The sequence below is a fragment of the Streptomyces sp. 142MFCol3.1 genome (assembly GCF_000424945.1).
Lineage (GTDB): Bacteria > Actinomycetota > Actinomycetes > Streptomycetales > Streptomycetaceae > Streptomyces > Streptomyces siamensis.
This window is the reverse complement of sequence record NZ_AUKV01000008.1, coordinates 281,387-296,433: the sequence shown is the minus strand read 5'-3', so window position 1 is coordinate 296,433 and position 15,047 is coordinate 281,387. Positions and strand designations below refer to the sequence as shown.

At 75.0% G+C, this 15,047-nt stretch carries 7 protein-coding genes; 1 reads left to right on the top strand and 6 read right to left on the bottom strand.

Going from position 1 to position 15,047, the window contains the following annotated elements; genetic code table 11:
• Positions 1-107 precede the first annotated feature (107 nt).
• Genes H305_RS49365 through H305_RS45765 form a run of 4 tightly spaced genes read right to left on the bottom strand, consistent with a single transcriptional unit; the run spans position 108 to position 8,148 of the window.
• Positions 108-4,964 (bottom strand): SAV_2336 N-terminal domain-related protein, encoded by a 4,857-nt coding sequence (locus H305_RS49365; RefSeq protein ID WP_051370568.1) that lies wholly within the window; start codon positions 4,962-4,964, stop codon positions 108-110.
• On the bottom strand, positions 4,954-5,967 hold the full coding sequence (locus H305_RS0114185; protein ID WP_028800983.1) for an AAA family ATPase: 1,014 nt from the start codon (positions 5,965-5,967) through the stop codon (positions 4,954-4,956). The genes H305_RS49365 and H305_RS0114185 overlap by 11 nt, the downstream gene beginning before the upstream one ends.
• A 43-nt stretch (positions 5,968-6,010) precedes the next feature.
• Entirely contained in the window at positions 6,011-7,798 is a 1,788-nt protein-coding gene (locus H305_RS0114180) for a trypsin-like peptidase domain-containing protein (RefSeq protein ID WP_028800982.1), read from the bottom strand.
• Positions 7,795-8,148 carry a CU044_2847 family protein gene (locus tag H305_RS45765; protein WP_037763790.1) on the bottom strand — a complete coding sequence of 118 codons (354 nt, stop codon included), beginning with the start codon at positions 8,146-8,148 and terminating at the stop codon, positions 7,795-7,797. The genes H305_RS0114180 and H305_RS45765 overlap by 4 nt, the downstream gene beginning before the upstream one ends.
• 276 nt (positions 8,149-8,424) lie before the next feature.
• Here H305_RS45765 and H305_RS0114170 point away from each other — a divergent pair, with 276 nt between their 5' ends.
• Positions 8,425-12,045, top strand: a complete 3,621-nt coding sequence (locus H305_RS0114170; RefSeq protein ID WP_028800981.1) for a S8 family serine peptidase — start codon at positions 8,425-8,427, stop codon at positions 12,043-12,045.
• Positions 12,046-12,147: 102 nt separating this feature from the next.
• Here the strand turns inward: H305_RS0114170 and H305_RS0114165 are convergent, their stop codons facing one another.
• Positions 12,148-13,488 carry a carboxyl transferase domain-containing protein gene (locus H305_RS0114165; protein ID WP_028800980.1) on the bottom strand — a complete coding sequence of 447 codons (1,341 nt, stop codon included), beginning with the start codon at positions 13,486-13,488 and terminating at the stop codon, positions 12,148-12,150.
• The gene (locus tag H305_RS0114160) at positions 13,481-14,974 is read right to left on the bottom strand and encodes an acyl-CoA synthetase (RefSeq protein ID WP_028800979.1); all 1,494 of its coding nucleotides are present in this window, start codon (positions 14,972-14,974) and stop codon (positions 13,481-13,483) included. Before H305_RS0114160 ends, H305_RS0114165 begins: the two co-directional genes overlap by 8 nt.
• Between the last annotated feature and the right edge of the window lie 73 nt (positions 14,975-15,047).

Below are 15,047 nucleotides of genomic sequence, written 5' to 3'. Positions count from 1 at the left end.
CCCGCCGGGCGGCGGTCCTCTTTCGCATCGTGCGCGGCCCGCCGGGGCGACGCCTTCTGTGGGGGGCCGGGCGGGGTGCCGCCGGACGGGTGACTCGGGGGACGGTTTCAGTCGGCGCGGACGGCGTCGAGGACCGGCTCCAGCGAGGTCACCGCCTGCTCGCAGCCGGCCCGTGCGAGCTGCGACCTGAGCCGTGCGTCGGGGGCGTAGCCGAGCACCGGCAGGCCGATGGCCACAGCCGCGCCGACCTCGGCGACGGAGGAGGTGACGAGCAGTGCGTCCGACGGAGCCGTACCGAGCCGGTCCAGGGCGCGCCGCAGGCAATCGGGGGCCGGCATGAGGAGGGCGAGGTCGTCCGCGCGGCCGTGGGACCCGCCTGCCACCGAGTCGGTGAGGCCCCGTTGCGCCAGGTACGCGCTCAGGGCGCTCGGGGAGAGATCCGAGACCACGGCCGCCCGCGGACCGAGGGCACCGAGTGCGTGGACAAGGGCGTCGGCGTGCCGAGTGGGCCGCGCCCGACGGACGGCCCGTTCTTCGATCAGGTCGAGTTCCCGGCGCAGGTCGTCGCTCAGCCGGTGCCGCGCCAGTGCGCGCAGCAGATCCAGCGGATTGGCCGCCGTGTTCAGAGGCGTCTCGCCCGACAGGAGCCGCTGTCCGCCCAGAGCCTCGTCCGGATGGCGGAGTTCGACGAAACGCGCGACGAGTTCGCGGGTGACCTGCTTTGCCGTCTCCGTGGAGTAGAGCCGGACGAGGGGGCCGTCGAATCCGAGCAGCAGTGCTTCGGCGGCGTCGACGGCGGACGACGTCCCGGCAGTCGTCGGTGTCTCCGCGGCCGGTGCGGGCGTCGCCCGGGCCGGCGTGGGCGAGGGGCGCGGCCCGGAGGGCGGGGCCGCCGGTTCGCCTTCGGGGGCCAGCCTTACGGACCACGTCACCGACAACCCCGGTACCGGCCATCTGCGGAGCGCGCTGTGCACCGCGTGCTGTGCCGCGCCGGCCCGGCGCAGGGGGTGGCGCCGCGTGATCCGCCCGGCCTCCTTGAGGAAGTGGGCGAGCAGACGAGCGGACACGTCGGTCGTCCTGCCGCGCACGAACGCGACCGGGTCGCCCACGTGCCAGGACAGCCAGAGCGACGCGGCGAAGGCGCCGCCGCCCGAGCTGGGCACGGACAGCTCGTGGGCGGCCTGATGCACAGTGAGGTCGACCTCGTAGTACGTGACGAGTGGCCACAGGGCGCGCCGGCCCGGCGGCCGGTGGAGCTGGGCCGGGTCCAGGAGGGCCAGTGCCCCGTCCGGCCGGCCGTTGTGCACGATGGCCGTGAGGGAGGACTCCGCGGTGACGACCTCCTCCAGATTGCGCGTGGTGAACGGGCCGCGCACCAGGTCGCGTCGCTCGGGCACGGTCTCCGGCGCCCGCTCCGGCAGGTCCAGCGGGCAGTACCAGGCCACGGGCGGGCCCGATCCCTCCCAGCGCAGGGGGAGGAAGGAGGCGTCGGTGACGGCCGTGCCGCCGCCCCTCAGCTCCTCGTGCAGCGGAGGGGACAGGACGACGACGACGTCGTGGCCGGAGCCGACGTCGGCGGTCAGGGTCGCGGCACGGTCCGAGGGCGTGAACTGCGCGGTGTGCCAGAAGGTGACCGACAGGCGCGGCGGATCCTCCATCTCCAGCAGGGCGCCCGGCAGTTCACGCATGACGGCATGCAGCGCGGTCAGTACGGACGCCTCGGGCTCGGTGATCACGAGGTAGCCGTTGTCGCGGGACAGCAGCTCGTAGTCGCGGGGGGCCATGTCGCTCAGCGAGAGCAGCCAGGCCAGGGTGCGGCCGACGGCGCTGTGGCCGCGGGGCTGCCCGGCCTCTTCGCCGGGATCGAGGTACTCGACGACGATGGTGGGCCGGGCCCGTTCCGGGGCGCCGCGCAGCTCGCGGTACAGCTCCAGCATCGTCGCGCTCGGCTCGCCGTACTGCTCGCCGGCCTCCTCGAACGCCTCGTACGACTCGATGGCCTCGGCGATCCGGCCCTGGCCCTTGAGGGCGAGGATGTGCAGCCGCCGGAAGTCCTCCCGCCGGGGGTGGGAGCGGAGCAGTTCGGTGAGGTCGGCCACCGCGCGCTCGAAGCGGCCGAGCTCCAGGTCGAGTTCGGCGCGGGTGGCGCAGAGCGTGAGGCGCAGGGCGCGCAGCCTGCCGCGGGTCGTCTCGGCGGCGGGTCCGGGCACGCCGTCGACGGGCTGGCCCTGCCACAGGGCGAGCGCCTCACGGACGGCGGCGCGCGCTCCCGCCGGGTCCTGCTCGTCCCGAAGGGCCTTCGAGCGGGCGATCAGCTCCTCGCAGCGGTTCAGGTCGACACCCCCGGGGTCCGCGAGGAGGGCGTAGCCGTCCGCGGTGGTGGCCAGCACGCCGGGGCCCAGGGTCCTGCGCAGACCGGCCGCGTAGGTGGACAGCAGCCGTGCCGCGCGCTGCGGGCGCCGGCGCCCCCACAGGCCCTGGATCAGTTCCTCGTGCGTCACCGTCCGCGCGCGGCGCAGGAGCAGCATGCACAGCAGCGCCTGTTCCCGGGGCGCACCGGCGGCCAGGGGGCGGCTGCCCTGGCTGACCCGCACGGGGCCCAGCAGGCGGTACCGGAACCGGGCGGCCTCCCCGGCCTGGAGGACCTGTGCGAAGGAGGGGGTGAGGAAGAGGTCCCTGCCGCGTCGCTGGGCCGCCAGGTCCGAGGAGGTGAGCGGGGTGAGGGCGTCGTCGAAGAACGCCCTGAACTCGCCCGGGATGGCGCCCAGTTCGGGCGTCGAACCGCCTCCGGCCAGCCGCCGCAGCAGATGACCGAACCGGCTCAGGTCCTGCGACTGCTCGGGAGGCTGCTCCGCGTCCAGCGCGAAGTGGGTGATCTTCACCGTGCCGTCCGGAGCGACGAGCAGCGCGTTCGGGGTGAGCCGGCCGTGGGCGACGCCCTTCTCGTGCGCGGCCCGCAGACCGTCCGCCACCTGCTGCGCCAGGGGCGCGAGGAGCGAGAAGGGCAGCCCGAAGCCGCCCTCCGCAGTCAGCTCGGCGACGGTGAGCCCCTCGACGAACTCCGTGACGAGACAGGGCAGTCCGTCGTCGATCCCGTAGTCGCGCACGGCGATCACATGGGCGTGCCCGACCGCGGCGAGGGCCCGTGCGCGCTCCAGGAACAACTGGTGCCGTGCAGGCGGGGCGGGGTACTGGTGCACGGTCACGGTGTGGTCCGCCGCGGTGTCCATCGCCTGCCACAGCGCGTGTCCGCCGCTCGTCCCGAGCCGCCGCACCAGCCGGTACCGGCCGAGCACCAGACCTCCGGAGCGCGGCGGCGTCGCACCGCCCAGCCTCCTGAGACTCTCCTCCCGCACCGTCGCGATCGGCTCGCCGCCGCCCCGCTCGTGCCCGCGCCCGGGAGCGAGCACGGGGAACTCCCCGGCGGCCACCCCGGCCCGCACGTCGATCAACGCGCCCACCCGCGACAGGAGTTCGGCCGTACGGGTGTGTGCGGTGCGCGGCAGCGTGCCCAGCAGGAGCTCGCGGACACCGGGGCGGAAGGTGTACGAACCGGGCGGGCCCGGTGTGCTGCTGAGCACTCCGCTGAGGATGACCTCCGCCAGGTGCTGCGGCTGCGGGCTGGGCTCGATCGCTGCCTGGACCAGCCGCATGACGGGCAGTTCGGCCCGCCCGACGGCGAGATGTCCGGCGAGGCGGAAGGCCTCGGGCGAGGCGATGGACCGGAAGCGCAGGACCAGTTCCTCCGGGGAGAGCTGCTCGACGTCGCCGCGGCCCTGCTCGTCCAGCGGGGCCGGCGGGGGAGCGGTGTCCAGCAGCGCCACCGAACCGGGAAGCTGACCCGAACCGGCGACCAGGGCCGACCAGTTCGCCAGCCAGGGCGCCGAGGGTTCCAGGACGGGCAGCGGCAGCGGCCCGGAGCCGTGCGGGTCCGCGACGGTGCAGGAGTCCACGGAGTAGGCCGAGTTGGGGGCTGCGGGCCATGGGGCGGAGATCCGGGTGGTCGTCGCCGGGAGGGCGGTGGTGCGCCACAGGCGTTCGGGCAGCGGCTGGAGCACGGCCACCGGCATCCGGGCCGCCCAGCGGCGCAGCGTGCGGTACCAGCGGGCGCCCGGCGGCCCGCCCCGCCACTGAGGGCCCATGCAGTCGCTGACCAGCAGGGTGACCGTGCGCCCGTCGGCGTACGCCTCCTGCGAGCCCGGCCGCCGTACTGTTCCGCCGGCGGTGAGCCGGTGCAGCTCCACCGTCCGGAAGACGCCCGACTGGGCCAGCGCGGTGTGCAGTTCGCGGACGAGCGGGCGCCAGACGGGCATGGTGGGCCCGGTGTCGTGCACCAGGTGCAGGGTCAGCCAGCGTTCCGTCGCCGGGCGCAGCACGGGCATCCACCAGGGCGGTGCGGCGCCGAGCCGGGCGATGCGGTGCGCGGTCTCCTCCTCGTCGAGTTCGTGGCCGACGGGCGCGGGCACCCGGCGCTTGAGGGGCCGCAGGGTGCGCTGGAGCGCGAGCGGGTGGGGCAGCATCGGGGGCGCGGGGGCGAGGAGCCTGGTGTGCGGGCCGTCGTCGTCGCCGGGTCCGCCGCTTCCGGCCGTGTCGCCGCTGACGGGCAGTCGGAGGGGGACACGGTCCTCGGAGTGTCCCGGCCCTGCGGGCGGTTCGGGCCCTGGGCCCGCCGGGGGCGCGGACGGTGGCGGCCCGGCCGGAGGGGGAGTTCCCGGCGTGGCCGGGTCGCGGGAGGTCTCACGTCCGGCGGACGGCGGCCGGGGCGCGCGCACGGGTGCCGAGTGCCCTTCTGCATGCCCCGCGAGCCACAGCAGTTCGGCCAGTTCCACGGAGCCCGGCGGCTCCCCGCCGGTGACCTCCCCGAGCAGCCGGGCGAGCGCGGCGGGTCCCGCCGCGGACCCCTCGGCGGCCGCGCCGTCCGAAGTGCCGGGTGTGCCGGTCGCGTCGGCGGGGTCAGAACTCATCGTCGTCCTGGGTGCGGCTCAGGTACGGCATCAGCTGCTCCGCCAGGTCGTCCCGTGACGTGGCGTCGATGCCCGCGGCACCCGTCAGGTAGATGGCGTTCAGGAGCTGGTCCGTGGCGAGTTCACCGCCGGTGCCGCGGGAGAGGAAGCGGGTGATCAGCTCCCGGGCGTAGGCGTCGGGCTCGCCGAGGTGGGCACGGACGATGGCTTCCAGGTGGGCGTCGCGCGGCTGGTGGAGTTCGAGGCGGACGCAGCGGCGCAGGAAGGCGGGCGGGAATTCGCGTTCGCCGTTGCTGGTCAGCACCACGAAGGGGAAGGCCCGGCAGCGGACGCGGCCCCGCAGGACCGCGACGCGGTCGTCCGTTCCGGCGATCATCACCTCGGCGGCGGGAGTGTGCCGGGCCGCGCGGACCAGCTCGGGGATCTCGTACTCGCCCTCCTCCAGGATGTTCAGCAGGTCGTTCGGGAGGTCGAGGTCGCTCTTGTCGATCTCGTCGATGAGCAGCGCCCGGGGGCGGCGGTAGGGCAGCAGGGCGGTGCCGAGGGGGCCGAGGCGCAGATGGTCCTGGAGCCCGTCGTCCGCGGACGGTTCGTGCGCGGCGGCGCGGCCCGCGGCGTACAGGCGGGACAGCGGGTCGTACTGGTAGAGCCCGTCGCGCAGGATGGTGCGGCTGGTGATGTTCCAGCGCAGCACGGGCCCGAGCCGCAGCTCGCGCGCCACCGCGTACGCGAGGCTCGACTTCCCGCTGCCCGGCGGGCCGGTCACCAGCAGCGGCCGGCGCAGGTACAGGGCCGCGTTGACGAGCTGGACGGCACGGTCCGTGGCGCGGTACGTGCGGGCGCGGTGCCTGCGGTCCGGGGAGGCCGCCGAGGTGTCGTCGTCCACGGCGGGCGTGTCCAGCTCGGGGCCGCCGTCGAAGTCGCGCCACGGCGGCGGCGCCGGCAGCTTCGCGATGCCGTCGTGGGGCTCGCTCCCACCCGTGTAGACGGGCCACAGGGACATGGTCTCTCCTCGTTAGCGGGCCGGCCGGACGGCGGACGGGTGCTCAGCCGACGGGCGAGTGCAGATAGCCGACGGGGTCGGGCAGGCATCTGGGGTCCTCCCAGAGCAGCGCCAGGTCGTACGCCCAGTGCGGTTCGGACGCGTCGGAGGCGTACGCGGCCTCGCGCAACTCGTGGATGTGGGAGGGAAGTTCGGAGGGCGGAAGGTCCGCGAGGTGTTCCGCGAGCCGGTCCAGGAACGCCGCACCCGTGCAGTCCTCGTGCGCCGCCCCGCGATGGTCCCCGCGGCACCCGGTACGGGGCCAGAACATCACCGGCACCGCCGCGTTCAGGCTCGCCTGGAACAGCCGTCGGGTGCCGCCCGCGCGGGGCGGGGCCGCGAACCCCACCATGTCCGCGCCGCGCCGCAGCCCGATCGTCAGCCGCACCGGGTCCTGGCCGAGGGCCCCGCAGCCGATGCGGTGCAGCCGTGCCGCGGGCTGCACGTCGAGGCGCTGCCACTTCTGCAGCAGTTTGTGCTGGAGTCCGCCGCTGCGCCGCCGCTCCAGGTCCATCACGACGAGCGGGGCGAAGGAGCCGAGCGGGCTGTCGTCGTCGGCGCTGCGCTGCCAGTGCGCCACGTCCGTGTTGAGCCAGCGGCGGGGCAGGACGAACGCGATCAGCTCCCGGGCCTCCGGCTCCAGTTCGTGGTAGGCCTCGTCGATGCGCTGGAGGGCGTAGCCGCGGACCCGGTCGGCGGGCAGCGCGCGCGAGCCGACGACCCGGCGGTGCCGGCCGGTGTACGCGGACACCTCGACCAGGAAGTGGTGGTCGCCCGAGCCGCTCGGCGCGATCTCGACGAGGATCGGAGACCAGGGCTGCCCCTCCGCCGCCGGGCGGTGTGCCGCCGGGGGACCGGGCAGCGGGGGCCGCGGGTGACGGTCGTGCGGCCGGGACGGCCAGGACCGCAGCGCGCCGCGGGCCGGCGCGTCCTCCACGAAGTCGGCGAGCCGCGCGGCGAACCGGGCGACGGCGCCGGTGTCGGGCACCTCGGAGAGCAGGTACCAGGCCGCGTCCCACAGCGAGCCGAACCGCCGGGCCGGCAGCGGCGGCCCGAACGGTCCCACCGCGTCGCTGTAGAGCCGCTCGGGGCTGCACTCGGAGCGGCCCTCGAACTCCGGGCCGCGCCCCTGCACCAGCTCCCGCAGCCGCTCCTTCTCCGCCCGCCCGTACTCCGGCGTCGGGATCAGCTCGCCGAGCCGCGGCCAGTAGCGGGCCATGACGTGCGCGGGCAGCATCCGCCCGTTGCGGATCTGGGGGTCCCGCGCGGCGGCGGAGACCATGCCCACCACCCGGCCGGTGTCCGCGAGGGTGACCGCGGCGCCGCTGAACCCCGGTACCAGGGGCTGGCCGTGAGCCGCCCACGCCTCCAGCTGGACCCACTCGCCCGCGATCAGCTGATCGGCCGTGGCCCGGTACTCGGCGAGCGTCCCCTCCTCGTACCGCTTGGGGAAGCCGTACGCGAGGAGCCTGCGCGGCGGGTCCCCGTACGCGTCGGCGGGGGGTGCGAACCGCGCGGGCTCGACGGTCACGGCGCGGTCGAGTTCGAGGACGGCGACGTCACCGGGGTCCGTGTCGCGGCCGTCCCAGCCGCCGTGCGCGACGACCTTCGCGGGCAGCCCGTCGCCGTCGCGCCCGTCGGGCACGCCCGGTCCGAAGCGGACGCGCACCTCCTCGGTGCCGCTGCGCGCCACCACGTGCGCACAGGTCAGCACGTGCCGCTCGGTGACGAGGAACCCGGCACCCGTCTCCCGCCCGCAGCTGATCCTGGCGTGCCACGCGGCGCTGCTCATGACTGTGCGGCGGTCTCCGCGGAGCCGGTGCCCCCGGACTGTCCCGGCGACCAGGAGAGCTTGACGACGAGATGGCCCTCGACGGCGCTCCTGGCGATCAACGCGCCCGCTTCCGCGGTGAGTTTGACGCCGAACTCGATCTCCACGGCATCGGGGTTCAGACCGTCGCGGAACACCCGGAGCGCGGAGCGGGCGGCGGCCCGTACGCCCTCCAGCGAGCCCTCGAAGGTGCGGGCCGCCTGTACGGTCCCGTCGTCCCGCGCGACCAGCCGCGATCCGGTCTCGTCGTCGACGCCCTCGACGACGACCAGCGCACCCTCGTCCGTCTTGAACTCCACCAGTCCGTCCATGGCGTCGGCTCCCCCGTCCGTCGTGACCCTCGGCCGTCCCCATTGTTACGGACGGTGCTCGGCGCTGTCCCGGTTTCTGCGGCTCGTACCCGCCTGTCCTGGCGGGAAGCCGCCAGGGCACCTTCCCGCCAGGTCGCGTCAACTCCCCTGCAACACAAGCCCCCTGACACTCTTCGCAGCGCCCGCCCCGCACGGGGGCAGAGCGGGAGCGGAGCCGGGCACAGCGGAAGCGGAGCACGGACCCAGCCGGAGCAGAGCCGAGGAGAGAGGGCAGAGATGACGACCAGAGGACCAGCGAGACGCGGGGCGGCGCTGTTGTCGGCCGCGCTCGTGCTCGCCCTGCTGCCCATGGGGCGGGCGGGCGCGCTCGGCACCGGGACCGCCACCCCCGAGCCGGCCGGGGCGGCGTCCGCCGCCCGCACCGTCACCCTCGTCACCGGCGACAAGGTGACCGTCACCGACCTGGGCGGCGGGAGGAAGACCGTGTCCGTCGAGCGCCCGCGGGGCGCGACCGGCGCGGTGCGCACCCAGGTGGCGAACGGTGCCGTCACCGTCGTACCGGACGAGGCGCTGCCCTACCTGCGGGCGGGCACCGTGGACCGGCGCCTGTTCGACGTGAGCGAGCTGATACGTCAGGGGCTGACCGACCGGCAGACGCACGAGCTGCCGCTCATCGTGACCTACGACCGCAAGGCGCGCACGGCCACCCCGTCCGGCGCGGAGCGGACACGGGAGCTGCCCAGCATCCGCGGCGCTGCCCTCGACGCGGACAAGGGCCGCACCTTCTGGCGGGCCGTGACCCGCCAGGCGGGCATCGGCAAGGTCTGGCTCGACGGGCGCGTGAAGGCCGACATGGCCGAGAGCAACGCCCAGATCGGCACCCCGAAGGCCTGGGAGGCGGGACTCACCGGCAAGGGGGTCACCGTCGCCGTCCTCGACACCGGGGTCGACGCCGACCATCCCGATCTCGCCGGGCGCGTCTCCCGGAGCAAGAGCTTCATCGATGGACAGGAGGTCGCCGACCGCAACGGGCACGGCACCCATGTCACCTCGACCGTGGGCGGCACCGGAGCCGCCTCCGACGGCAAGGAGCAGGGGGTCGCACCCGGCGCCACTCTCGCCGTCGGCAAGGTCCTCAGCGACCAGGGCTCGGGCAGCGAGTCGCAGATCATCGCGGGCATGGAGTGGGCCGCGCGCGACGTGCACGCGAAGGTGATCTCCATGAGCCTCGGCTCGACCGAGGCCAGCGACGGCACCGACCCCATGGCCGAAGCGGTCGACACCCTCTCCGCGGAGACCGGGGCGCTGTTCGTGATCGCCGCGGGGAACACCGGCGCGCCCTCCTCCATCGGATCCCCCGGCGCCGCCGACTCCGCGCTCACCGTCGGCGCGGTGGACTCCGCCGACGAGGCCGCCTACTTCACCAGCGCGGGACCGCGCCACCGCGACAACGCGCTCAAGCCCGACCTCTCCGCACCCGGCGTCGACATCCTCGCGGCCCGCTCCGGGCTCGTCGAGGGCAGCGGCCCCTACACCTCGATGAGCGGTACGTCGATGGCGACACCGCACGTCGCGGGCGTGGCCGCACTGCTCGCAGAGAAGCACCCGGACTGGTCCGGCGCCCGGCTCAAGGACGCGCTGATGTCGACGTCGGAGCAACTGGACGCGTCCGCCTACGTGCTGGGCGCGGGCCGGGTCAGCGTGCCGGACGCCGTCGACGCGGAGGTCACCGCCACCGGCAGCGCCGACCTCGGCTTCCACAGCTGGCCCTACGAGGACGACAAGCCCGTCACGAAGACCCTGACCTACGCCAACTCCTCGCAGCAGCCGGTCGAGTTGGCGCTCGCCGTGCAGGGCGGTCCCGACGGGGTGGCCTCCCTCGCCGACCGGACGCTCACCGTGCCCGCGCAGGGCACCGCGTCCACGACGGTGACCGGCGACGCCGGCAAGGCGCCCGTGGGCAACACCTCCGGGCAGATCGTCGCCTCGGTCGCCGGCACCCCCGTCGCCCACACCGTGTTCGGGCTGGTCAAGGAGGAGGAGCGGTACACGCTCACCGTCCACGTCAAGGACCGCGACGGGGCGCCGACGGCGGCCGACCTCGCGGTGCAGCAGCTGGCGCAGGGCGTCGACCCCTATCCCGTGACGGTCGGCGACTCCGGCACCCTGGAACTGCGCCTGAAGCCCGGCACGTACAGCCTGACGTCCTTCCTCGACGTGCGCGGCGGCCGCGGCACGGACTCCCTCGGCCTCGGCTTCCTCGCCGCCCCCCAGGTGCGGCTCGACCGGAACCGGGACGTCACCCTGGACGCGAGGCGGTTGGAGGAGATCAGGGCGAAGGTCGACCGGCGCACCGAGACCCGGCAGCTGCTGATGGAGTACGACCGCAGCGGCGGCGGCTCCGACCTGTTCGGCGCGGTCCAGGTGCCCGTCAAGTACGACAGCGTGTTCGCCGCGCCGACCGGGAAGGTCACCGAAGGCGGCTTCGAGTACCGCACGGTGTGGCGGCTGGGCAAGCCGCTGCTGGAGGTCGACGGCGTCCGCGAGGCGGTCGTCCAGCCGGGCGGCACGCTGATCGAGGGACGCAGCAGGCTGCCGCTGGCCGACGTGGGGACCGGGCCGTTCACCGGTGTGCGCGGCAAGGCCGTGCTCGCCCGCCTCGCCGACGGCGTCGAGCCCGCCGCCCTCGCCCAGGCCGCGCAGGACGCGGGAGCCGCGGCCCTGTTCGTCACCGACGACACCGCGGGACGCCTCAACGCCTGGTTCGGCACGGACGAGAACACGGACCGGCCGCTGCAGATCGCCACGGTCGACGCCGCGGACGCGGCACGGCTGCGCGCGGCCGGACAGGTCGCCATGACCGGGACGCGCAACACGCCGTACGTGTACGACCTCGCGCAGGGCCACCCGGGCGGCGTCCCGCGCGGAGACCTCACCTACGAGCCCGGCGCCGGGGAACTCGCCACGCTGGACACCCGGTTCCATGCCGCGAAGCCCGTGCCGGGCAGCGAGTACCGCTACTCGATCACCGGCACATTCCCCATCGGCATCGGCTTCCAGGAGCGCATCGACCACCCCGCCGAACGGACCGACTACGTCTCCACGGGCACCGGGCAGCTCTGGCACGAGTCGGTGAACGCCGGCGCGGGCGCGCTGGAGGAGCGCAGCGGAGTCATCGCCTACCGGGGCGGCACTCGAACCCGGCTCGACTGGTTCAAGCCGGTCTGGCACCCGTACCTGGGCACCGGGCTCGGCTGGGGGCAGCAGCGCTCGGGCAACGTGATCCAGTTCAACACACCCGGCTGGGGCGACTCCGGGCCCGACCACACCGGCTTCGGCGACGTGTGGAGCGACGACAGCGGGATGACCCAGTTCACCGAGGTGTACCAGGACGGCACACTGGTCGACCGCAGGAAGAGTTCCGGCGCCTACGTCTGGAACGCGCCCGCCGACGAGCACACCTACAAGGTCGTCACGGACACCACCCTCGACCCCGACCGCTGGAAACTGTCCACCAAGGGCCACTCCGAGTGGACCGTACGGTCGGCGGCCACCCCCGACGACCGCTGGACCTTCCTGCCGCTCCTCAACCTCGGCTACGACATCGACACCGACCTCGCGGGAGACGTGCGCGACGGCCGGGTGCCGGTCGGCCTGCACGCGGAGTACGTGAAGGGCGCACCGGACACCGGGACCGTCGGCGGCGCCGAGCTGGAGGTGTCGTACGACGACGGCCGGACCTGGAAGGCGGTCCCGCTGTCGGGCGGCACGGCGTCGTGGAAGGGCACGCTGAACGTGCCGCGCGGCACCGCGTACGTCTCGCTGCGGGCCTCCGCCGCCGACGACCGGGGCGGTTTCGTGAGCCAGGAGATCATCCGCGCGACCGGGGTGCGCTAGCCACGACCGGGGTGCGGCCACCACCGGGGTGCGCCGGCCACCACCACCCCCGCACCGACGGCGCCGGCTCCCCTCGGAGGGAGCCGGCGCCGCCGTGTCCGCTCAGACCGCCGCGCTCTCCACGATGCCGCGGACCACACCGAGCTCCAGCAGATCCTGCGGACGCACGCGGAGCTGGTCCGCGGTGCCACGCACCTCGTCCGGGGACCGCTTCAGGATGGCGGCGGCGAGCTCCGGGGCGATGACGGAGAAGTAACTGTCCGGCGTGACCCAGGTGTTGCCGGGCGCCGCCAGTGCGAGCGCACCGCCGGAGCCGCCCTCGCCGATCACCAGCGTGGTCACCGGCGTCCGAGCCGTCGCCACCGCGGCGAACAGATCCGCGACGGCGCCACCCACGCCCTGCCGCTCCGCGTCCGCGTCGTTCGCCGCACCCGGCGTGTCCACCAGCGTCAGCACGGGCACGCCGAGCCGGCCCGCGAGACGGACCAGCCGGGCGGCGGTGCGGTACCCGGCCGGCCGGGTCGCGGTCCCGCACTGGGCCGCGTACGCGACGGACCGTCCGTCGTGCGTGAGGCCGACACCGCACAGCATGCCCTCGTCGGTGCCCCCGCAGCGGTCCCCGCGGAGCGCGACCCGGTGCGTGAAGTACGCGTCCAGATAGGCGTGGGCGCGCGGCCGCCGCGGGGAACGGGCCCGGAGCACCGCGTCCCATCCCGTGGCGGGCAGCCCGGCCGCGCCCAGCGCCCGGGGCGGCGGCGCGGCCCCTGCGGAGGGCCTGGTGAGCAGGTCGAGCCAGAGCGCGAGCGTGCCGCGCAGCTTCGACGCCGGCACGACGTCGTCCACCGCGCCCGCCGCCAGCTGGGCCTTCGCCGTGTACGCCGCCGGGTCCGCGCCGGGCGGCCGGACCCGGGAGCCCGCGAAACCCACCTGGGCGCCCGGCAGCGCCAGCGTCACATCGGCGCCGGCCCCCAGCGTGGCCCAGCCGCCGCCCGTCGTCGGGTCCCGCAGCACGGCGATCTGGGCGAGCCCCGCCTCCCGGGTGAGTGCCGACTGCCGTGCCACCCGCTGGAGTTGGGTGAGCGCGAGCATGCCCTCCTGCATCCGGCTGCCGCCCGTCGCGACCAGCGTGACCACGGGCAGTCGCTGCGCGCGGGCGTGCGTGTACGCAGCCTCCAGCCGGTCACCGGTGCGGACCCCCAGCGAGCCGCCGAGGAAGCCGAACTCGAAGGCGACCAGCACGGCCCGCGTGGCGCCGACGAGCGCGGTGCCGCAGACGACGGACTCCTCCTCGCCGGTGCGCTCCCGGGCGCGGGCGCGCGCGTCGTCGTATCCCCGCCAGGACAGCGGACCGTCGGGCGGGTGCGCCCCCGTCGGGGCGGGGAAGGGCACGAAGTCGTCGGTGAGCAGGGCGACGGCCGCGCGAGCCGGGATCCGCTCAGCCACGCTTCAGCTCCCGCTTCAGGATCTTGCCCATGTCGTTGCGGGGCAGCGACTCCAGGACGTGCACGACGCGCGGCCGCTTGTGGGGGGCCAGCCTGTGGGCCACCTGGTCGGCCAACTCGTCCGCGGACGGCGGGGAGTGCGGGTCCGTGGGCACGATCCAGGCCACCACGCGCTCGCCCAGGTCCTCGTCCGGCTCCCCGGTGACGGCGGCCTCGCGTACTCCCGGGTGTTCGAGCAGCGCGTTCTCGATCTCCCCGGCGCCGATCTTGTAGCCGCCGCTCTTGATCAGGTCGGTGGCCTTGCGGCCGACGATGCGCACGGAGCCGTCGGTGTCGAGGACCGCCATGTCGCCGGTGCGGAACCAGCCGTCCTCGGTGTACGCGGCGGCGGTCGCGTCGGGCCGGTTCAGGTACTCGGTGAACAGGTTCGGCCCGCGCACCTGGATCTCGCCGACGCTCTGGCCGTCGTGCGCGCCGGTGGGGGTGCCGTCGGCGTCGTACCCCGCGATCACGGAGCCGTCCTCCTCGACGAGCCGCAGGCCGACCCCCGGCAGCGGCACCCCGACGGTCCCGGGCCGCGGCTTTCCGTCCGCCCGAACGCTCGTGTTCATCAGGGTCTCCGTCATGCCGTACCGCTCGACGACCCGGCGCCCGGTGGCCGCCGTGATCCGCTCGTGGTCGTGCACCGGCAGCGCGGCCGAACCCGACACGAGCAGCCGTGCCCGGCCGATGGCCTCGGCGGCCTCCGGATCCGCGTCGAGCGTCTCGGCCAGCCGGTGGTACATCGTCGGCACGCCGAACAGCATGGTCGCCCCGCCGTTCAGCTCCCGGACCACGCCCTCCGCGCTGAACCGCCCCAGATGCCGCACGGAACCGCCGCGTCGCAGCGGCCCCAGAACGCCGAGGACCAGCCCGTGCACGTGGAACAGCGGCAGCCCGTGCACGAGCACGTCGTCGCCCGTCCACTGCCAGGCTTCGGCCAGCGCGTCCAGCGTCGAGGCGATCGCCCGGCGGGGGATGACGGCGCCCTTCGGCGGGCCGGTGGTGCCCGAGGTGTACACGACGAGCGCGGGGTCCGCGGGTCCCGCCGGCTCCGCCGGCAGCGCCGGCACCGCCCCGCCGCCGGCCGGCTCGGCGACGACGTCGATGCGTCGCAACGTCCGGACGGGACCGGGCAGTTCGTCCCCCGGGGCGGCGAGCACCGCGGACGGCGCGCTGTCGGTCAGGATGTGCTCCAGTTCACCTTCCCCGGACTTCGCGTTGAGGGGCACCGCGGGTACTCCGGCGAGCAGCGCGGCCACCACGCCGACGGCCGTCTCCAGGGTCGGCGTCGCCCACACGGCGACCCTCCCGGCACCGTCCAGCCGCGCGGCCAGGGCGCCGGCCGAGGCGGCGAGCTGCGCGTACGTCAGGGACCGCTCACCGAAGCGCAGCGCGGACCGCTCCGCGACCGAGCCGCCCACCAGGGCCGGGAAGAGGGAGGACACGTGTGCTCCTTTGCCAGTAGGGACGTTCCGCCTGAGACCGTCACCACCGTTCCTACACGATGACGCCGCGCCC